This window comes from Gilliamella sp. LMG 34359, assembly GCF_984569085.1.
The window spans coordinates 2,482,486-2,501,528 of record NZ_OZ474906.1 but is presented as its reverse complement, the minus strand read 5'-3'; the positions used below and the strand labels follow the sequence as shown (position 1 = coordinate 2,501,528).

At 35.4% G+C, this 19,043-nt stretch carries 20 protein-coding genes; 8 read left to right on the top strand and 12 right to left on the bottom strand.

What is annotated here, in order from left to right; all coding sequences use genetic code 11:
- Positions 1-392 precede the first annotated feature (392 nt).
- A complete protein-coding gene (locus AC5LXV_RS11635) occupies positions 393-1,877 on the top strand; it encodes a hypothetical protein (protein WP_493466512.1) in 1,485 nt (494 codons plus the stop codon).
- Between the two features lie 214 nt (positions 1,878-2,091).
- On the opposite strand, the gene pgm is transcribed toward AC5LXV_RS11635, so the two are convergent.
- Positions 2,092-3,729: a phosphoglucomutase (alpha-D-glucose-1,6-bisphosphate-dependent) gene (pgm, locus tag AC5LXV_RS11630; protein ID WP_493466511.1), complete on the bottom strand. Its 1,638-nt coding sequence runs from the start codon at positions 3,727-3,729 to the stop codon at positions 2,092-2,094.
- Between the two features lie 78 nt (positions 3,730-3,807).
- A complete protein-coding gene (locus tag AC5LXV_RS11625; protein ID WP_493466510.1) occupies positions 3,808-4,311 on the bottom strand; it encodes a replication initiation negative regulator SeqA in 504 nt (167 codons plus the stop codon).
- 374 nt (positions 4,312-4,685) lie between these two features.
- On the opposite strand from AC5LXV_RS11625, the gene AC5LXV_RS11620 reads away from it, so the two are divergent.
- Positions 4,686-5,162 (top strand): outer membrane lipoprotein, encoded by a 477-nt coding sequence (locus AC5LXV_RS11620; RefSeq protein ID WP_493444895.1) that lies wholly within the window; start codon positions 4,686-4,688, stop codon positions 5,160-5,162.
- Between the two features lie 229 nt (positions 5,163-5,391).
- On the top strand, positions 5,392-5,799 hold the full coding sequence (gloA, locus tag AC5LXV_RS11615) for a lactoylglutathione lyase (protein ID WP_110423197.1): 408 nt from the start codon (positions 5,392-5,394) through the stop codon (positions 5,797-5,799).
- A 50-nt stretch (positions 5,800-5,849) separates the two neighbouring features.
- On the opposite strand, the gene gmk is transcribed toward gloA, so the two are convergent.
- The gene (gmk, locus tag AC5LXV_RS11610) at positions 5,850-6,482 is read right to left on the bottom strand and encodes a guanylate kinase (protein WP_493466509.1); all 633 of its coding nucleotides are present in this window, start codon (positions 6,480-6,482) and stop codon (positions 5,850-5,852) included.
- Positions 6,483-6,711: 229 nt separating this feature from the next.
- Here gmk and AC5LXV_RS11605 point away from each other — a divergent pair, with 229 nt between their 5' ends.
- Together AC5LXV_RS11605 and AC5LXV_RS11600 are read left to right on the top strand one after the other, a co-directional pair.
- Positions 6,712-7,407, top strand: a complete 696-nt coding sequence (locus AC5LXV_RS11605; protein ID WP_493466508.1) for an AzlC family ABC transporter permease — start codon at positions 6,712-6,714, stop codon at positions 7,405-7,407.
- Positions 7,404-7,727 (top strand): AzlD domain-containing protein, encoded by a 324-nt coding sequence (locus AC5LXV_RS11600; RefSeq protein WP_493466507.1) that lies wholly within the window; start codon positions 7,404-7,406, stop codon positions 7,725-7,727. The genes AC5LXV_RS11605 and AC5LXV_RS11600 overlap by 4 nt, the downstream gene beginning before the upstream one ends.
- Before the next feature lie 56 nt (positions 7,728-7,783).
- Here the strand turns inward: AC5LXV_RS11600 and AC5LXV_RS11595 are convergent, their stop codons facing one another.
- The 8 genes from AC5LXV_RS11595 to AC5LXV_RS11560 form a co-directional block, all read right to left on the bottom strand.
- On the bottom strand, positions 7,784-8,683 hold the full coding sequence (locus AC5LXV_RS11595; RefSeq protein WP_110433256.1) for a heme biosynthesis HemY N-terminal domain-containing protein: 900 nt from the start codon (positions 8,681-8,683) through the stop codon (positions 7,784-7,786).
- Between the two features lie 11 nt (positions 8,684-8,694).
- On the bottom strand, positions 8,695-10,107 hold the full coding sequence (locus tag AC5LXV_RS11590) for a uroporphyrinogen-III C-methyltransferase (protein ID WP_493466506.1): 1,413 nt from the start codon (positions 10,105-10,107) through the stop codon (positions 8,695-8,697).
- 9 nt (positions 10,108-10,116) lie between these two features.
- The gene (locus tag AC5LXV_RS11585; protein ID WP_110433258.1) at positions 10,117-10,857 is read right to left on the bottom strand and encodes a uroporphyrinogen-III synthase; all 741 of its coding nucleotides are present in this window, start codon (positions 10,855-10,857) and stop codon (positions 10,117-10,119) included.
- A complete protein-coding gene (gene hemC, locus AC5LXV_RS11580; RefSeq protein WP_493466505.1) occupies positions 10,854-11,774 on the bottom strand; it encodes a hydroxymethylbilane synthase in 921 nt (306 codons plus the stop codon). The genes AC5LXV_RS11585 and hemC overlap by 4 nt, the downstream gene beginning before the upstream one ends.
- Positions 11,775-12,008: 234 nt before the next feature.
- Positions 12,009-13,376 carry an adenylosuccinate lyase gene (gene purB, locus AC5LXV_RS11575; RefSeq protein ID WP_493466504.1) on the bottom strand — a complete coding sequence of 456 codons (1,368 nt, stop codon included), beginning with the start codon at positions 13,374-13,376 and terminating at the stop codon, positions 12,009-12,011.
- A gap of 41 nt (positions 13,377-13,417) precedes the next feature.
- Positions 13,418-14,056: a high frequency lysogenization protein HflD gene (gene hflD, locus AC5LXV_RS11570; RefSeq protein ID WP_493451451.1), complete on the bottom strand. Its 639-nt coding sequence runs from the start codon at positions 14,054-14,056 to the stop codon at positions 13,418-13,420.
- A 1-nt stretch (position 14,057) separates the two neighbouring features.
- On the bottom strand, positions 14,058-15,176 hold the full coding sequence (gene mnmA / locus AC5LXV_RS11565) for a tRNA 2-thiouridine(34) synthase MnmA (RefSeq protein ID WP_493444888.1): 1,119 nt from the start codon (positions 15,174-15,176) through the stop codon (positions 14,058-14,060).
- A 224-nt stretch (positions 15,177-15,400) separates the two neighbouring features.
- Positions 15,401-16,087, bottom strand: a complete 687-nt coding sequence (locus tag AC5LXV_RS11560) for a LexA family transcriptional regulator (protein WP_493466503.1) — start codon at positions 16,085-16,087, stop codon at positions 15,401-15,403.
- Positions 16,088-16,241: 154 nt separating this feature from the next.
- Between AC5LXV_RS11560 and AC5LXV_RS11555 the strand changes: the two genes are divergently transcribed.
- Positions 16,242-16,469, top strand: a complete 228-nt coding sequence (locus AC5LXV_RS11555) for a helix-turn-helix domain-containing protein (protein WP_493451453.1) — start codon at positions 16,242-16,244, stop codon at positions 16,467-16,469.
- An 85-nt stretch (positions 16,470-16,554) separates the two neighbouring features.
- On the opposite strand, the gene tpiA is transcribed toward AC5LXV_RS11555, so the two are convergent.
- On the bottom strand, positions 16,555-17,319 hold the full coding sequence (tpiA, locus tag AC5LXV_RS11550) for a triose-phosphate isomerase (protein WP_493466502.1): 765 nt from the start codon (positions 17,317-17,319) through the stop codon (positions 16,555-16,557).
- Between the two features lie 100 nt (positions 17,320-17,419).
- Between tpiA and zapB the strand changes: the two genes are divergently transcribed.
- A complete protein-coding gene (gene zapB, locus AC5LXV_RS11545; protein WP_110433266.1) occupies positions 17,420-17,665 on the top strand; it encodes a cell division protein ZapB in 246 nt (81 codons plus the stop codon).
- 76 nt (positions 17,666-17,741) lie between these two features.
- Positions 17,742-19,043: a DUF2868 domain-containing protein gene (locus tag AC5LXV_RS11540; RefSeq protein WP_493466501.1), complete on the top strand. Its 1,302-nt coding sequence runs from the start codon at positions 17,742-17,744 to the stop codon at positions 19,041-19,043.

Here is a 19,043-nt window from a genome sequence, read left to right as displayed (position 1 = left end):
ATTTACCTTTAGTATGCAAGATACACAATAACGATAGATTTGAAAAGTGATTTTATTTTAGCAAATGCTATGGCAAAAGAAGTAACTTGAATCGAGCTATTAAAAGAATTTTAGGAAAAGGTTTTTTTGAAGTTTAAAATCAAATAAATTTAAGCTAAATGAACTTCAAAATGATGACCTTGCGCATAAAATTTGGTTATTATTAAAGAAGCGCTTTTTAAATCTAATTCAGAATTGTTTATTTACAAAATTTAACAATTTAAATTTTAAAAATGAGTTGCTTAGTTGACTCAAATAACTATAATTGCCCGAATATGGTTGAAAAGCGATCAACCAACCAATCAGATAGTGCAATTAAACCTAACATAAACTTGCTAGACAAGGTTGTCTATATGTATTATAAAATGCGATGTAGTTCAGAGCGAGAGATAAATCCAGTCGGTTTTAGTATTCTAAGTTTAGTAACTCGATATAACTTATTTTTGGTTATTTTTATTGTTTTAGTGTTTACATCTTATTCTAGTAAAGCGTTAACATCGATAACATCGAATCCTATTTATGGTCGTGCGCCTTATTTAACCTTCGACAGTGGTCGCACTCGAGTGACTGATATTAATGATTTGCTTTGGATCTCCTTATCAGATGGGACTAATTTTACTCCGACAACAAATAATTCATCGGTTACACCAATAGTGTTACCAAATGCTGCCCAAAGTTTCGCTGATATTGATATGTTGGTACCAACCAATACCAATTCAATACCCTTAAATTTGATTATCGGAGAACCTAATAATTATTGGGGGGACGATGATGGAGATGGTCAAGGTAGAGATGGTATTAGAGTTAGTGGCACATTAAGTTTATCCATAGTTGATAAAAATAACAATATTGTTGCACGTAATGATGTACCGGTAATCTGTAATGCGCCTTATAAAGTAACATTAACAAGTACAAATGTAACGTTAAGCACTCTATATGGTATTCCTAATAATAGTAATTTCAGCGGTGGTAGTGTAAGTTATTATGTTAACCCTAAGGATTCACCAAAGGTGTGTTTTGCTAAACCTGTTTTATTGTTTGGTAATAAAGTTGATGACCATAACTTTGGTGGTTCTCTTGATATTTGGAATGAAAATAAGGGATTTATTACTCAGTCTACAAATCCATCATCTTATAATCTAAATTTTCCGACTACAGGGGCTAATAATTTATATTTTGATTTAGATATAGGTGGAGCACGTTTTTTAACATGGGAAAACGTAGAGCAAGGTAAAATTACTACCATTGTAACCCCCACACCAGGTGATTCTACAGGTACAAGCTTTCGTGTCATACTAAAAGGACCTTTCGCCACAGAAGAACAGTGGGAATCAAACGAACCGAATAATATAAAAGTAATACCTAATGTTGAATTACCTAAAACATTCGAGTTAATTGGTAGGAATAGTAGTGGTGATGCGGTTGTTAAGTATGGTTTTCAGTTAAAACAATGGATAGTTAATCGTGGCACCAATGTACATAACTTTAATAGTGTTTCTTCATGGTGTAACAATATTGGTTATCGCTTACCTATGGTAAAAGACTTAACTAACGCGTCTTGTAGTGGAAGCAGCCAATATCCTTTATCTTATTGTCAAGGTGCGGTCGGTGCTATGCCCGCATCTCCCGACAACTATTATCAACGTCAAATTGGTGCCGGTTTTTTTTCAGAGTGGGGTTATATATACTTATATCCAGGAGCTAATTTCCATGATCGCTTCTATTATTGGACTAGTGATTCCAATGGTAGAGGGTCACAGTTTATTGTTGACTCGCATAGAGGGGACATACATAGCGAACAGAATCATTCCACTTTCGGTCTCTGTATATCGTTATAGTTCTAACAAGAGATTTTTTAGTTCATAATCACGATAAGGGATAAAACTAATCAACCAAATAATAGGTTGCTATACTGGGACAAACAAAGGAATAAAAATAATTGTTGATTAAGGAATTTAAAAAGTTAATAAATGGGTGAGCAAAACTTAAATTGCATCACCCAGTTATATTTTTAACAGGAAAGTTAATTACATTAACCTACCTATTTTGATTTTATTTTATCGCTTTAGTGACAATTTGTTGTGCTTCTTGCTGTAAGGTTGCTAAGTGTTCATTATTGATAAAACTCTCAGCATAAATTTTATAGGCATCTTCGGTACCAGACGGACGAGCGGCAAACCAACCGTTTTGTGTGATAACTTTTAGACCGCCTATTGGTGCGTTATTCGCTGGTGCAGTAGTTAAGCATTGGGTAATTTCCTCACCGGCTAATTTATCGGTAGTTAATTGGCTTGCATCAAGTTTGGCTAGTTTCTGTTTTTCAGTAAATGAGGCTGGTGCTTGAATTCGACCATAGTAAGAAACACCAAATTTTGCCTCCAACTCTTGATATTGTTCTTGTGGGTTTTTGCCAGTTTTTGCTGTCATTTCAGCCGCTAATAGGCATAAAATGATACCATCTTTGTCAGTAGCCCAGACTTTGCCATTAGTTCTTAAGAATGATCCGCCAGCGCTTTCTTCACCAGCAAAACCCAGTTTACCGTGATAAAGTCCATCAGCGTACCATTTAAAACCGACAGGATATTCAAGATATCTTTTATTCAAGTTGTTAGCGACTCGGTCGATCATTGAGCTGGTTACTAATGTTTTTCCTATTGCCACATCTTTTTGCCATTGTGGTCGATTCTGGAATAAGTAGTTAACACAAGTTGAAAGGTAGGCATTGGGGTTCATTAATCCTGTTTGTGTGACAACGCCATGGCGGTCAGCATCGGTATCGTTACCAAAGGCCAGATCGAATTTATCTTTTAGATTTAATAATCCAGCCATCGCCCAGCGACTAGAGCAGTCCATACGGATCACTTCGTCATGGTCTAAATGCATAAAGCTGAAGGTTGGGTCAATTTTGTTGTTGACGATTTCAAGGTTTAAGCCATATTTTTCCGCAATGCGAGGCCAATAGGTGATACAAGCACCACCAAGAGGATCAACGCCAATTTTTAATGATGAGGATTGGATAAGCGATAGATTAATGATGTTTTGTAAATCATTGACATAATCAGTTTCATATTCTTTGGTATGCAGGTAGTCAGATTTAATGGCTTTTTCTATTGTGACACGTTTAACTCCATTTAGGTTGGCTTTAAGGAGTTCGTTGGCACGATTTTCGATCTGTTTGGTAATATCAGTATCCGCCGGACCACCATTAATTGGATTGTATTTGATTCCACCATCCTCAGGCGGATTATGTGAAGGCGTAATCACAATACCATCAGCCAATTGTGATTGTCTTCCTTCGTTGTAAGTCAAGATGGCGTGCGATATTACTGGTGTTGGTGTGTACCCCCAATCTTTAGCGATAACTACCGTTTGTTCGTTGGCAACAAAGACTTCAAGGACAGTTTTTAAAGCGAGTTCAGACAAGGCATGGGTATCTTGACCGATAAAACAAGGTCCAGTGATGTTATTTGACTTTCGATATTCAGCCACCGCTTGAGCAATAGCTAGAATATGAGCTTCGTTGAAAGTACCTTTATTGGAGCTACCACGATGGCCTGAGGTACCAAAAATAACCAACTGGCTAACATTGTCAGTATCTGGTTTAATTTGGTAGTAATTGTTTTTTAATGTTCCAAGATCAATAAGGTCTGATGGTTGTGCTAATAATCCTGCACGACTTGGTTTGGCCATTTTTTACTCCTCTTTCACAATTTTTTTTATTTATTGGGTTAATTGTGTTTATTGTGGTTGCTGAAATTGTCATTTAGTTTACGGTAAAAAAGCAAGAGTAACTTGATTAATCATGTTTTCTGATATACCCATGTCACTCATAATCGATTCGATAATTAATAATTTACGAGCGGTATTGGTATTACTAATAACCCAATATGGAGTACCAATAATTTCTCTTGGTTTGGTGTTTTTACCAGAAGTTTCTAACGATTGTTTATCTTTAGCCAAATATTGTCGTTTGCTGCCATGTAGTGATGTTGCAGCAATTGAAAATAACGCTGGGTTGTAATTATATAATGCACCTAGTAATAATATAAAGCGACTGATGATAGATTTTTCATTAGTAAAGGTGTCACTTTGGAGTAAATCATCAAAAAGAGAATAGTGATGCTCTTTGTGTGGTACTTGGTTAGTTTTATTTGATACCGCTTGTTTGAAGTTTAATAAACGTCGCAAAATACTTGAGGCATCTTCACCAATATGTTTAGTTTGACCTGCAATAAATTGATAAAGTTCTTCGTCGATTTCGATAGTTTTCATTTTGTTACTTTGCCTATTGAATTATTTTACTTAACAATTATCATTAGGGATAACGTCAAGATCTAAATTTTTGTCTGCTTTGTCATTCAAGCAATTTTGCTTTGATTGATGAATGACGGTTTCATTTTAAGTCATCAGTTTTTGATTTTCATCATTAATGCCAGTTATCATAACTGATAAAACTGAAGGAAAAAATAACCGTTTCATGTACTTATTGTATGGTAGATTAAGTATTGAACTGAGTATAACCTAAGTTAACAATAAATTGTATTATCTATCGCTAAAATAATGAAAATGATATTGTCGTTTTTACAAAAGAATATTATGCTAAACATGGTATAAAAATTTATGCCCAATTATATGAGGAATTTATTATGAAAAAAATCGTCACATTAGCTATTCTTGCTGCAATTTTGTCTGGATGTAGTAATAGTGATATATATTCTGGCGATGTTTATACCGCTGATCAAGCAAAACAAGTTCAGCAGGTGAGTTATGGTACAGTTGTGGGTGTAAGGGCTGTTAAGATTCAAGCAAACACAAATAATAGAGATGGTAATGTTGCTGGTCCTTTAGGTGGCGCGGTACTTGGCGGAGTTTTAGGTAATACGATTGGTAATGGTACTGGTCAAATATTAGCCGCGGCAACAGGCGCTATTGGCGGTGCTATTTTAGGTGATGCTATTGAAAACCAATCTAATCAAGCCGCAGCTGTTGAATTAGAAATAAAACAAGAAAATGGCTCTAACATTGTTATTGTGCAAAAAGGCGATGTTAAACAGTTTTATCCTGGTCAAAAAGTGAAATTAATCACTAACGGGCAACGCATAAACGCAGCTCCCCGAAACTAATACTGTTAATACAATTTATTTCATAAATTCTCCTGTCGATTTGCTTTCACTTATTATGATAATGAGTGAAAGCTCCTTTCTAAGTTAATTTTACCCCATCAATATAATTGCTAATTTATAGTTTTATGGTTTTTAATTGGCTAATTTGTCAGCATAAAAATTTGCTTGGTTAGTCACAAATAGATAAACTCAACTAAGATGATTAATTATAATAAGGAACAATAAAGCAATGCGTATTTTACATACAATGATCCGGGTTGGTGATCTAAAACGTTCAATTGATTTTTATACTCGCGTGATGGGGATGAAGTTGATTAGAACAAGTGAAAATCCTGAATACCAATATTCTCTTGCCTTTGTTGGTTATAGCGATGAGTCAGAAGGTTCGGTAATTGAATTGACATATAATTGGGGTACAGATAAATATGATCTTGGTACTGCCTTTGGTCATATTGCTATTGGTGTTGATGATGTTGCTAAAATGTGTGAGAACGTTCGTCAAGCTGGCGGTCGAGTGACGCGTGATGCTGGCCCAGTTAAAGGTGGTAAGACTATTATCGCTTTTGTTGAAGATCCAGACGGTTATAAACTTGAGTTAATTCAAAATAACCAATCAGATAAAGCGTTAGGTAACTAATTATATTTGTTGATATCGCCATTTTTGGCGATATTTTTTTCAATTTGGCTTTATTCGTATTTAGGAGTAAGCAGATCTGCAAGCAGTTGCTGATGCGATGTCGTTTGTTTTGACTGTTCTAAGCTCGCGGTTATCATGATAGCATTTAATGCGGTTAATGATTCATCAAAATCATCATTAACAATGATGTAATCATATTCATTGTAATGCGATATTTCAGATTGAGCTTTGTGCATTCTTTTACTAATCACTTGAGCATCATCTTGGCCACGTTTGATTAATCTATTTTCTAATTCTTTTAGTGATGGCGGTAAGATGAAGATGCTTTTTGACTCAGGCATCTGTTGTCTTACTTGTTGTGCGCCTTGCCAATCTATATCAAGAAAGACATTTATTCCTTGTTGCAAAGATCGTTCAATTTCTTTTTTGGATGTGCCGTAGTAGTGGTCGAAAACGTGAGCATATTCGACAAAAGCATTTTGTTTTATAAGTGATTCAAATTCCTGATTGTCAACAAAATAGTAATGTTCACCTTGTTTTTCACCAGGTCTTGGTTTTCTTGTCGTATGTGAGATTGAAACTTTGGCCGGATGGTGACCGTTTTGTGCTAAATAGGCGCGAATCAGGCTCGATTTTCCTGCACCACTTGGGGCCGAGATAATAAATAAAGTGCCAGTATACATAAATAATTTTACCGTATTAGTAAGATAATTAGTGATTTTAATTGTCACATAAACTTGTTCAGCGCTATTATAGCAAAATTTGTTTATTGAATGTGGCTTATTGTTTTAAGTTGATTTTATTATTAGCATTCTAATCTTTTTTAAACAGAGAAATAACCAAGATGGTTGATTTTTATTATTAAAATTATTCAAAATAGAAAATAGTGTTTGTTTTGTTAAGGAAGGGAAAATGTCATTAACATTTAAAGATGGTGCATGCGCATGTGTTCCTACTTTATTGGGATATATCGGAATTGGTATTGCAGCAGGTGTAGTGGGTAAAGCTTCAAATTTATCAGTTTTAGAAGTTACATTAATGTCGATTATCATTTATGCCGGTGCATCGCAATTTATTATTACTGGTTTAATGATGGTGGCGACACCAATTACTGCTGTGATATTTACGGTATTTTTGGTTAATTCTCGTCATTTTCTGATGAGCATGGCAACAGCACCCGCGTTTCGGCGATTTTCGCTTCTGAATAATATCGGTATTGGCAGTTTATTAACCGATGAGAGTTTTGCTGTTGCCATGAATGCTATTGCTAATAAAGAGCCTATTAATCCGCCGTGGATGCATGGCTTAAATGTCACCGCTTATGTTGCGTGGATATTATCTTGTTTAGTAGGAGCATTAATTGGTGAATGGTTACCAAATCCTGCACAATTTGGTTTGGATTATGCATTAGTGGCGATGTTTATTGGCTTATTATATTTGCAGTTAATTGGTGATAAAACAAAAAGTATAAGAAATCGAATTATCGCCATGTTGACAGTCACTGTTATGTTAATTTTTTTATTGCGTTTTGTATCATCAGAAATGGCAATCTTATTTAGTACGTTTGCTGGTTGTTTTATGGGAATTATTGTGGAGCGTAAGGCATGAGTACTTATAGTTTGCTGATTATTTTAGGTAGTGGCATAGTGACGTGGTTACCACGCATCATTCCGTTTTTGTTAGTACGAAAATTGCAATTACCAGATGTGGTAATTCGCTTTTTATCCTATGTGCCTATTTGTATTTTAACTGCGCTATTTGTACAAAATCTTTTTACAGTTAAGCAAGGTGAATTTCCTAGTTTTAATTTGGAATATTGTATAGCGGCAGTACCAACCATTATCGTGGCAATTTTGACAAGGAATTTGATGTGGATAGTTATTGCAGGCATGAGCAGTATGGCTTTGATTCGATATGTTATTATCTAATTAATAATATAATAACTAATGTATTGCAAACAAAAACAGGGCAGTAGCCCTGTTTTTTATGTTCGTTCTTTTTGAGTTAAACGCATTATGTTTTTATTTAACTCTTCAGCTTCCGCTGTTTGCCCTAATTGTGTTAGGTAATTAACCATAGCTTTTTGGTTAGCCAGATTATTGACGATAGCTTTGGGTTGTTGTTTCCACCATTTTATTAGTGCAAGTGGATCGATATCAGTAGATAACTGTTTGATACGACCAATGTAGGCTGCTTGTTTAAACTGATCGAGTTGTGAATCAGAATAAGCCTTGGTTTTGTATAAGATAGGTAATAAATCTATAACAGCTTGATAATCTTGAATTTCATAATATAGCTGATCAGCTAATTTTAATACCTCAATATTGCGTGGTTTTTCATTTAAGAGTTTTTCAATTGAGATTTTAGCTTTATCATACTCGTGGTTTTTTAGTTGCAACCGAATTTGTACAAGTTGAAAAGCAAATAATTCATTAGGTTGACAATATTTTGCTGCATGTTCTAAAGATTCATTTGCCGCAATTAATTGATCATCATCAATTTGTGTTTGAGCCGCAAGCAAGTAGGAAAGCGTGGTATTTTGAGCTCCTTTAGCACTCTTCATAAATAATTTTGCCGCTTGGTGATAATTACCTTCTAACAAATAAAATTGTGCTTGCTCAATGCGTTTAAATGATTTTTTGGGTGAACTTAATCCTAACAAGCTACCGAAAAATGTTTTTGAATTGAAAATTTTAGTTAAGATTTTATAGAGCATATAAAGGCAAAGCAGACCAATTAGCTGTAATATGAAAAATGCGCTAAAAGACATGCTAATGCGATAGTTAGCAATTTCAAATACCGCTGAACCTTGATTACCCTCAAGTAATGGACCAAGAATAAATCCACCAACTAATACTAAGAATATAATGAGTATTCTGAACATTATTATTCTCCTTATTTACCTGATAGCGATTTAACGCGAGTCTGCATTAATTTTTCTAGTTCGCTAATGCTATCGAGTTTATCAGGGATATTTTGGTTAGTGATTGGTTGGCTTTGTAAATTTTCAAGTTCATTTTGAAATGCGATTACCGCTGGTGCGTTGCCATCAAAATATGCATTAACCCAAATGGAAGCATCATTTAATGCTCGTTGATAGATAAGTTCCTGATGTCTTGGTACAGCTTGCGCTGCAATTAATAAACGAAAACGAATATTTTCGCGGAGGTAGAATGATTGCTCAGCACTAAGTGGTGTTTTTAGGATTTGGCATTTGACAATTTGTTTTTCATCATCTCCAGCCTTATCTAAACATTCGGAAAAATAGTTATCTTTAGTTGCTAACTTCTCAATTTTTATGAATTTATCCATAAATATCTTAGCATTTGCTAACAGATTATCAGACCAATTGTCTGTCGAATTGCTAATATCACTATTATTTGCAGCGAGAGAGGATTGGTTACTTTGCTCATCATTCGCAATAGTATCATCATATTGATTCATACCAAGATCGATATCTTTATAATTTCCAACTAACGGTAATTCGGTTAATGATTCCGTTAAACCAAGTAGTTTTAGAATAATACCATCAGCATCAACTGATGTGACATTGGATAGTGAATTAATATCTTTGTTAATAGCTTGTCGAGCTTTTAGTAGGCTAGGATCATTGACTTCAACGAGACTTTCATCAGCACTTTTAAGTAACAAACTCGCAGTGGTGTAATCTTGATCATTCCAAATCTTTCTGCCAGCTAAATTAACCAGATAATTAGCTTGTGCGATTAACCAATCATTGTTATCGGGAGAGTCTAAAGCGGATAAACGTGCATTGATAGTATTTAGATTCTCTTCGTTTCGTGTAGTGATATCTTCTATCTGATGGCTAAGTTGCTGTTGAGTTTTTTGGTTGTCGCTTAACTGACGATCAATGCTTTGCGTTAATAATGAGAAATCTTGTTTTTGTTTATTGACTGCCTCATTAATTTTATTTTCAAGGTCACTAACTACGCTGGCTTGATTATTCTGTTTTAAATTGGCAATATCAGTTTGCAGAGTTGAAATCGTCTGTTTTTGATTTTCAATTTGCCTATGTCCTTCATAACACATCAATCCAGTTAATCCAATTGTTAATGCTATAGCAAGTAGCGATAGTTTTGATACTGGCGCCTTTACTTTATTAGTCATTGCAGATTGTTTGACTTGGGGCTCATTTTCAGGACTAGAAGTTTTTTTGATTGATTCTTTTTCATTTATGTTCATCGTCTTATTCGCTTCGTTGTTGCTGTTTTTTATTGGCGTTTGACTAAATGAAGTGGTGCTGACGTTGGAAAGTGTTGCATTGGCACCATAATATCTTGATGGCATAAACTAACCTCATTTAGATTCTTGAGAAATATTGTTTGCATTATGACATAGAGTTAATATTGTTTTAAATAAAAATTGATTATTTGCACTAACAATTTGTAAAATTTTATGCCATTTAAGTTGTTTAGCTTTTTCAAATATCCGAGGGCTGGTTACGATTAATTGGGCTTCACACTTATGTTTATTTTGGCAGTAAGCGTCAAGTTGTAATAGATGATCAACACTTGTTACCAGTATGCGCTGTTGATCAATGTTATTGGCTAATATTGTGGTTGGGTAAGTAATCGGTTGGCGAACATAACATTCAACTGATGTTACACTTGCTTTTTCGGCTAATGTTCGAGATAGCAGTTGTCGACCATTATTTCCACCGAGAATTAATACCGAACGCCCTTGTAGATCAGTTATTAGTTGCAATAATCCTTCACTATGTTCTTCATTTGGATAATTAACATCAACGCCATTTTGCTGACTAAATAATTCGGCCGACTTTTTGCCTATGGCAAAATAACGTAGATGTTTAGGAAAACTTAGTTTTGATTGATACTGGCTTAGCATGTGGCTGACTTGCGGTGAAACCACAATAACGATATCGGATGCAGTAAGTTGATTGAGTTTTTGTTGAAGATTATTTAGTCCTTGTCCAACTGAGATTTTAAAGAAGGGGAGATGAGTTGCCGGAATATTAGCTTGATTTAATTGCTGAGTTAAAACATCCCCTTCGGGAGAAGGGCGAGTAATATAAATCATCGATTATTTAGTTCCGCTAATATTTTATCAGCCCCTTTGGCTAATAATGCTGATGCCAGTTGTTGCCCTAATGCTTCAGGTTGAGTTGCGGTTCCTGATACGGTAACTTTGATAATTTTGCTACCATCAATACTGCCCACTAAGCCATTTAAGCTTAATGAATCATTAGTTAATTGGCTGTAACAGGCAATCGGTACTTGGCAACCACCTTGTAAGGCTTGATTCATTGCTCTTTCGGCTTGAATACATATTCGACTGTTTTTATCGTCGAGTGGAGCAAGTAATTTTAGGAGCGTCTCATCATTTGATCGTGTTTCAATACCAATCGCACCTTGGCCAACTGCGGGTAAAATTAAGTCAGTGGTAATATATTGTTTAATTCGTTCTTGTAATCCTAAACGCTTTAAACCAACAGCAGCGAGGATAATGGCGTCGTATTCTTGATTATCTAACTTAGCTAATCGTGTACCTACATTCCCACGTAGATCGGCAATTTTTAAGTGTGGGTATTTGGCGCGTAATTGACATTGGCGTCTTAAACTTGAAGTGCCAACAATGGCCCCTTGTGGTAAATCGTCCAAGCTTTGATATTGGTTTGCTATTAATGCATCACGAACGTCGTCACGTTGACAGATAGTGGCTAACATTAATCCTTCTGGAAATTGAACAGGGATGTCCTTGATTGAGTGAACCGCGATATCAGCCGTATTGTCTAATAGCGCTTGTTCTAACTGTTTAACAAAAAGTCCTTTACCACCAATTTTCGCTAGTGGGCTATCTAAAATCATATCACCTTTGGTTACCATCGGGATCAGTTCAACTGTCAGATCTTTATGAATGTCTGTCAGTTGTTTTTTTACAAAGTTAGCCTGCCAAAGTGCTAAAGGGCTTTTTCTTGTTGCGATACGGATTTTCAATGGTGTTTCCTATCTTGCAAATCTTGGGTCATATTATTTTTATATTAGGTCTTAATCGATTTACCTAAAGCCGATACTTGTAAGGCTTTAGGTATCGAGACGTTTTATTAATCTTTGAAAACTTTTTTCGAGCTCATTGTTTAAAGAACATTGCTCAAAAAACATTGTTTAAAAACTTAGGTTAAAAACTTTCTTTAAAAACCTAGTTTAAAAACATGGTTTAAAGAGCTCAGTTTAAAGTTCGTCGACAAAATTAATGGCATATCCAATATAGTTTGCTGGAGTTAATTGTTTTAATCGTTCTTTCTCATCTTCTGGTAACGCTAAGGAATCAATAAATTGTTGCATCCCTTGTGCATCTACACGTTTACCGCGAGTGAGCTCTTTTAATTTCTCGTATGGTTTCTCAATACCATAACGACGCATCACCGTTTGGATTGGTTCGGCTAGCACTTCCCAATTGCGATTAAGTTCTTCAAGTAAATATTCATAATTTACTTCAAGTTTGTTTAAACCTTTGAGTGTTGATTGATACGCAATGATCGCATAACCAATTCCGACACCTAGATTTCGTAAGACTGTGGAGTCGGTTAAATCACGTTGCCAACGAGAAATAGGTAATTTACTACCTAGGTGTCCCATAATGGCGTTCGCAATACCTAAATTACCTTCCGAGTTTTCAAAATCAATTGGATTAACTTTGTGCGGCATAGTTGAGGAGCCAATCTCACCGGCGACGGTTTTTTGTTTGAAGTGATTTAATGCGATATACCCCCAAACATCACGGTCAAAATCGATCATGATGGTATTAAATCTGGCAATACAATCAAAATATTCAGCAATATAGTCATGAGGTTCAATTTGTGTGGTGTATGGATTCCATTTTAAGCCTAATGAAGTGACAAATTCTTCACTAAACTTATGCCAATTTATTTTTGGGTAAGCAACCATATGAGCATTATAGTTACCCGTAGCGCCATTAATTTTACCTAGAATTTCGATTGACTCTAATTGTTTCAGTTGTCTGTTTAGGCGATAGGCAACATTGGCAAATTCTTTACCAATAGTTGATGGAGTAGCCGGTTGTCCATGTGTTCTCGATAGCAAGGGCAGATCACGATAAGCTTTTGCTTGAGCGGTAATAGTCGCAATTAATTTTTTCCAATAAGGAACGATTACCGTATCTTTAGCTGTTTTTAACATTAATGCATAAGATAAATTATTGATATCTTCTGATGTGCACGCAAAATGGATAAACTCGTTAATAGCTTGTAGCTCTTGGTTGCTATTGACTTTTTCTTTTAGAAAATACTCAACGGCTTTGACATCATGATTTGTCGCTTTTTCGATGGTTTTAATGCGTTGTGCATCGTGTTCGTTGAAGTCCTCAACAATTTGGTTTAGGTGATTGATAGCCAGATTACTTAAAGTTGGAACTTCTAGAATATCTGCTTGGCTAGCTAATTTTTTTAACCAACAAACCTCAACTTGAACGCGGTATTTTAATAAACCATATTCACTAAAAATGGGACGTAATTCTGTTGTTTTGTCACCATAACGACCATCAATTGGTGATAGGGCGGTTAGAGCAGATAATTCCATCGGTTTTACTCCATTGTTATTTTTTAAATCTAATAACGTTGTTAATTAATCTCTTTTAGTAATTCTTGTGCAGCATTATTTATTCGTTTGCGACTGAATAGAATCTGGAGGCGATTACCACCAACTTGATACCATAATATGGCAGAACGAACACAACCTAATAGTGAAGCCCTAACTTTGGCTTGAACTAATGTATTTTGTAGATACTCAGCTTTACCCACCACTTTGATTTTCGTTGATAATGGGCTGATGATATCTGAATAGATCCCCGCCAATGAATAAGATAGGTCATCAACATGATCGCCGATTATCTCGTCATTCATTGCGGAATAGAGGCCTGAAATTCTTTGTAAACGTTGATCTATTTTGTCTAGTGCTTGGTTATTTTTTATTAGTTTACCTGTGATACTTAACGTGCCAAAAAGATAACGAAGAAGTTCAACTTGCTGTTTTTGAGAAGATGATAGTAGGGTAATGAGTGTTTCTAAACCCGTTTTAATATTGTTAATCCCATCATAAACATCGTCAGTGGTTTTTGGTGATGTATTAAAAATGCTTTTTAATGATATTTGGTAAAGGGTACTGTTACAAACCCCAGTATTGGCAAGCTGGGGTATAAGTGTTGCACTCTGCGTAACACCGGCAAGCGCTATCGCAATATGGTGGTATTTATTATTCACTTTAATGCTCCTTACAGCTTTTTATTCGTTCCTCGATAATACCGCCACCTAGGCAGACTTCACCTTGATAAAATACCGCTGATTGTCCTGGTGTGACTGCCGCAACGGGTTGGTCAAACTTCACCTCAATTTTATCTTCACTTATTGGTGTGACACGACAAGGGATATCTTGCTGACGATAACGGGTTTTGACAGTGCAATCGAACGGCTGCGTCACTACTTTACGATCAACCCAATGCAGTTGTTGGGCAATTAAACCATCTGAATATAGTGCAGGATGGTCATGTCCTTGAGCAACGATTAATTCGTTATTATTAACATCTTTATCAACCACGTACCATGGCGTGTCATCGGCTTGTTTTAAACCACCAATTCCTAATCCTTTTCGCTGTCCTAAAGTGTGATACATAAGTCCTTGGTGTTCGCCGATAACTTTTCCTTCTACGGTACGAATGACTCCTGGCTGTGCAGGTAAATAACGAGCTAAAAAGTCACTAAATTTTCGTTCACCAATAAAGCAGATACCGGTTGAGTCTTTTTTAGCTGCGGTTATTAGGCCTAATTCTTCGGCAATTTTTCTTACTTGTGGTTTTTCAAGTTCTCCAACAGGAAACAAGCTTTGACGAATTTGGTCTTCACTAAGTGTATATAAAAAATAACTTTGATCTTTATTATTATCGATTCCGCGTAGTAATTCGACTTTGTTGCCATTTTCACGTTTACGAACATAATGACCGGTGGCAATATAATCGGCATTCAAGTCCTCGGCCGCGAATTCTAGGAAAGCTTTAAATTTGATCTCTTTATTACATAAGATATCCGGATTTGGCGTACGACCGGCTTTATATTCACTTAAGAAATGTTCAAATACATTATCCCAATATTCAGCAGCAAAATTGATGGTGTATAATTTGATATTTAATTTATCACAAACGGCTTGTGCGTCGGCGAGATCGACTGCTGCCGAGCAATACTCTTCGGTATCATCTTCTTCCCAATTTTTCATAAATAGACCAACAACATCGTAACCTTGTTGTTGTAATAAATAAGCAGAAACGGAAGAGTCTACGCCGCCGGACATGCCGACAACGACTTTTTTTCGACTGTTTACATTTGGCATAATAACTAAATTAGAGGACTAAATATTGAGGTTATTTTAGCACAACTGAGGTAAAAAGTATAAGGTTATGCCGTTTTTGATACGGATAGATGGGGTAATTTTCTTGATGATGAGTTTATTGATAAATAATTCGCAGAAAAAGTTGAATTATTTATCAATAAAATACTGCATTGATTACCAACAATGCAGTAAGAAATGAAAAAAGATTAATAATATTACTCATTCTAATCCAGATTTTTTAACAAATAAATTACATGACCGATAATTTTAAAATTTTGTAGGTCGTTTTTGTCTCCAATAATATTGGGGTATTTCGGGTTATCTGAAATTAAGACTAAATTTGAACCTTGATGTTGAATACGCTTGACGGATATTTGGTCATCATATTGTACGGCATAAAGAAAACCATCTATTGGTTTACAATTTGCTTTATTAACAATAATAATATCCTGATTAGATATGGTAGGTTCCATGCTATCGCCTTTAGCCCAAACAGCCGCTAAATCCTTAGCATCATAATTATGATGTTTAATTAGGGTAAGATCAAAAGGGATTGATTCTAAAACTGAAAACGCTTTATTGGTTTCATTTAAATTATGAAACGGTATGTGAACAGAAACTTGACCCGAGCTTTCATCAGCTAATCGACATCCCCCTTTACCTGTCGCTAACCATTCAATTGGCACATCACATTTTAGCGCAATAATTGCCAGTCGATTGAGTGATGGATAGGTTTTACCACATAAGTAATCACGGATGACGGCTTCGGACATCCCCACTTTTTTGGCAAAGGCATTACCGGAAAGACCTTCTAGTACGAGATTTAATCGGTTTTTAAAATTTATTACACCTGTCTCAGTTAAATTTCGTGTTTTTTCTTGTTCTGATAGTTTTTTTACTTTGCTTTTCATTCTATTAATTCCATTTATTGTTGATTTTTTGTTTTTATTATTTTAATTCGTTTTTTTATGTGTTATCCTTTCTGATAGTTTCATATCGGATTCATCTTATGATACCGATAATCTGTACAATAGCAAAAAAATTTAACTAATAGAGGATCTCATAATGAGAGAACAAGATCAAGACTGGACACCATCAAGAGTTGTAGGTGAAATTAAAATACGAGGCGGAAATTTAAGGGCGCTATCCCGTTCAAGTGGTTTACAGGCTGATACTTTACGTAACGCTTTATATCGTCATTGCCCTAAATACGAACGTATTATCTCAGAGTATTTGAATGTACCTGTTGAGCAAATTTGGCCATCAAGATATGAAGACAAAGGTGGAAAATAAATTTTTTATTATTTTCCCAAATTAATTAAAAAGACGCCTTTTGTAGGCGTCTTGCATTTTATTTGTTTATTTAATCTTTTATATTTTATTTTTTAGCTTGTTCTGCTGCTCTAACAATCGCGGCAAAGGCATCTGCTTTTAATGAAGCACCGCCCACTAAAGCACCATCAATATCCGGTTGAGTAAATAGTTCTGCGGCATTTTTGTCGTTTACAGAACCACCGTATTGGATAATAACTTGTTTAGCGACAGCTGCATCTTGTTTAGCGATGTGGTCACGAATAAATTTATGAACGGCTTGTGCTTGAGCTGGAGTTGCAGATTTACCTGTTCCAATTGCCCAAACTGGTTCATAAGCAATTACCGCACCATTAAATGCTTGAACACCTAAGGCATTAATTACAGCATCAATTTGGCGAGCGCATACCGCTTGAGTTTGACCAGCTTCGTTTTCCTCTTCTGTTTCGCCAATACAGAGAACTGGTACCAGTCCAGCTTCTTTTAATACGCCAAATTTTTGTGCAATAAACTCATCTGATTCTTTATGATAAGTACGGCGTTCAGAGTGACCAATAATGACATGGGTCACACCGATCTCTTTTAACATAGTCGCTGAGACTTCACCAGTGTAGGCACCAGAAAGATGAACACCAACATCTTGTGCGCCTAATAGAATATTTGAGCCACCTAATTGATGTTTAACGAAATCTAAATAAACCGTTGGTGGTGCGATTGCAATACCACAGTTTGCTTCCGTTGATAGCTCAGATCTTAGCCCTGCAACTAAGTCTTTTGCCATTCCGATACTACCATTGAGTTTCCAGTTACCCATAACGAGAGGTTTTCGCATAATTTTCTCCAACTTAAGATTTAAAAAGGTGTTGATTTCATAATGAATTGGTTATAATGGATGTTATTATACACCAAATAAATTGAGCTTGAGGAAAAATATGTCATTAGAAATATTGAATCAGTTAGAAACTAAAATTCAAAACACAGTAAACACTATTAATACTCTGAAACAAGAGATTGCAATTTTAAAACAAGGTAATCAAGAACTTGAACAATTAATTAATGAGAGTTCTGATGAGATGAAAGCATTACGTGACGAGAATGAGAAGTTAAAACAAGATCAACAAGTTTGGCAACAACGTATTCAAACTCTGTTAAGCAAAATTGGTGAAATAACACAGTAAACGGTTCAATCTTCTTTAACGCGACTTAGGTCGCGTTTCTTTTATTAAGCTCAACTAACGTGAAGACGATATTTAAATGCGTGAACAGTTAAAAACTCTATGGCTTACTGAAACTATTCATTTAATTGAGTCAGAATCCGGGCGATTTGCTGATCAAGACATTAATCGGCAAGTTAATGCTATGCCAACATCTTTGGTTAATCGAATTGTGATGCGTGCCACTCTATTGTCAAAACAAAATGGTTTGTATTCGGCTCAGAAAATTATTTTGCGTTCTATAAAGCTCTCTTTTTTATTGTTACTGTTATTATCAATTTTTTTAGGTAGCTCATTAACATTTAGTGCGTTGAGTCAAAATCCAATCAATTTGTATTGGGCGCTATTTAGTTTATTGGGTGTTCATTTTATTACACTCATAATTTGGCTAGGTTCATTTTTCTTTTTTTCACGTTTTGGCGGAAGTCTATTAATTCATTGTTGGTTATGGATAGCCGAAAAACTGTACCAAAAAAAGACCGTGCAACAGCTGATCCCGGCTTTTATCTCATTATTTGGCTCGCGCATTCGTTGGTTGATTGGTTTTGTTCTGAATCTGTTTTGGACAATTATTTTAAGTAGTGCATTAATCATTTTAATTGTGTTGTTCTCAACGCAGCATTATAGCTTTGAGTGGAAAAGTACATTATTAAGTGCAGATACCATTATTCGCATAACCCATTATTTAGGTTATTTGCCCTCTTTGTTGGGCTTTTCGTTGCCGAAAGATGAGGTAATAAAACTTAGTGAACATGCATTAAATCCTGGTGATATTCGTTCTTCTTGGGCAATTTGGTTATTAGGTGTTTTTATCTGTTATGGATTGGTTATACGGCTCGTTTTGATGATTATTTGTGGGATTACTTGGCTAGTCAGCAGTCGAAAAATCAAATTAAATTTGAATGATCCCGATTATCAAATTCTAGCTCAGCAATTACAACCACTTTTTAGCAATGTGGTTGATGAAGATAAGTTAGGTGAACATAAATGGCAATTACCAATATCACAGATTGAAGATGGGCAGGGCGTTTATTTAGTGGCTGTAGATATCGGGGAAACTTGGAATCCTCCCGATTCAAGTCCTTTTTATGGTTTTCTAAATACTCATGAAGCGCGTAGGGCTATATTAGATTCTTTACAATTAAAACCTGCTCATAAGTTGTTAATTGCAATTGATACTGACCGCGCCCCCGACCGCGGAATATTAAACTTTATTCAACAATTGATAAATAAATCACAACAAAGTCGTATTTGGTTTATTAATCAAGGTAAACAATTGCATAATTGGCAATCTCTTTCTTTACCGTTAGCTAATCCTAATTGGTTAGAACAAGGTGATTAA

Excerpts from the sequence above, each read along its gene's own strand:
- AC5LXV_RS11635 (WP_493466512.1), top strand. The coding sequence starts at position 393 with ATGTATTATAAAATGCGATGTAGTTCAGAGCGAGAGATAAATCCAGTC.
- pgm (WP_493466511.1), bottom strand. The coding sequence starts at position 3,729 with ATGGCCAAACCAAGTCGTGCAGGATTATTAGCACAACCATCAGACCTT.
- AC5LXV_RS11625 (WP_493466510.1), bottom strand. The coding sequence starts at position 4,311 with ATGAAAACTATCGAAATCGACGAAGAACTTTATCAATTTATTGCAGGT.
- AC5LXV_RS11620 (WP_493444895.1), top strand. The coding sequence starts at position 4,686 with ATGAAAAAAATCGTCACATTAGCTATTCTTGCTGCAATTTTGTCTGGA.
- gloA (WP_110423197.1), top strand. The coding sequence starts at position 5,392 with ATGCGTATTTTACATACAATGATCCGGGTTGGTGATCTAAAACGTTCA.
- gmk (WP_493466509.1), bottom strand. The coding sequence starts at position 6,482 with ATGTATACTGGCACTTTATTTATTATCTCGGCCCCAAGTGGTGCAGGA.
- AC5LXV_RS11605 (WP_493466508.1), top strand. The coding sequence starts at position 6,712 with ATGTCATTAACATTTAAAGATGGTGCATGCGCATGTGTTCCTACTTTA.
- AC5LXV_RS11600 (WP_493466507.1), top strand. The coding sequence starts at position 7,404 with ATGAGTACTTATAGTTTGCTGATTATTTTAGGTAGTGGCATAGTGACG.
- AC5LXV_RS11595 (WP_110433256.1), bottom strand. The coding sequence starts at position 8,683 with ATGTTCAGAATACTCATTATATTCTTAGTATTAGTTGGTGGATTTATT.
- AC5LXV_RS11590 (WP_493466506.1), bottom strand. The coding sequence starts at position 10,107 with ATGCCATCAAGATATTATGGTGCCAATGCAACACTTTCCAACGTCAGC.
- AC5LXV_RS11585 (WP_110433258.1), bottom strand. The coding sequence starts at position 10,857 with ATGATTTATATTACTCGCCCTTCTCCCGAAGGGGATGTTTTAACTCAG.
- purB (WP_493466504.1), bottom strand. The coding sequence starts at position 13,376 with ATGGAATTATCTGCTCTAACCGCCCTATCACCAATTGATGGTCGTTAT.
- mnmA (WP_493444888.1), bottom strand. The coding sequence starts at position 15,176 with ATGCCAAATGTAAACAGTCGAAAAAAAGTCGTTGTCGGCATGTCCGGC.
- AC5LXV_RS11560 (WP_493466503.1), bottom strand. The coding sequence starts at position 16,087 with ATGAAAAGCAAAGTAAAAAAACTATCAGAACAAGAAAAAACACGAAAT.
- AC5LXV_RS11555 (WP_493451453.1), top strand. The coding sequence starts at position 16,242 with ATGAGAGAACAAGATCAAGACTGGACACCATCAAGAGTTGTAGGTGAA.
- tpiA (WP_493466502.1), bottom strand. The coding sequence starts at position 17,319 with ATGCGAAAACCTCTCGTTATGGGTAACTGGAAACTCAATGGTAGTATC.
- zapB (WP_110433266.1), top strand. The coding sequence starts at position 17,420 with ATGTCATTAGAAATATTGAATCAGTTAGAAACTAAAATTCAAAACACA.
- AC5LXV_RS11540 (WP_493466501.1), top strand. The coding sequence starts at position 17,742 with ATGCGTGAACAGTTAAAAACTCTATGGCTTACTGAAACTATTCATTTA.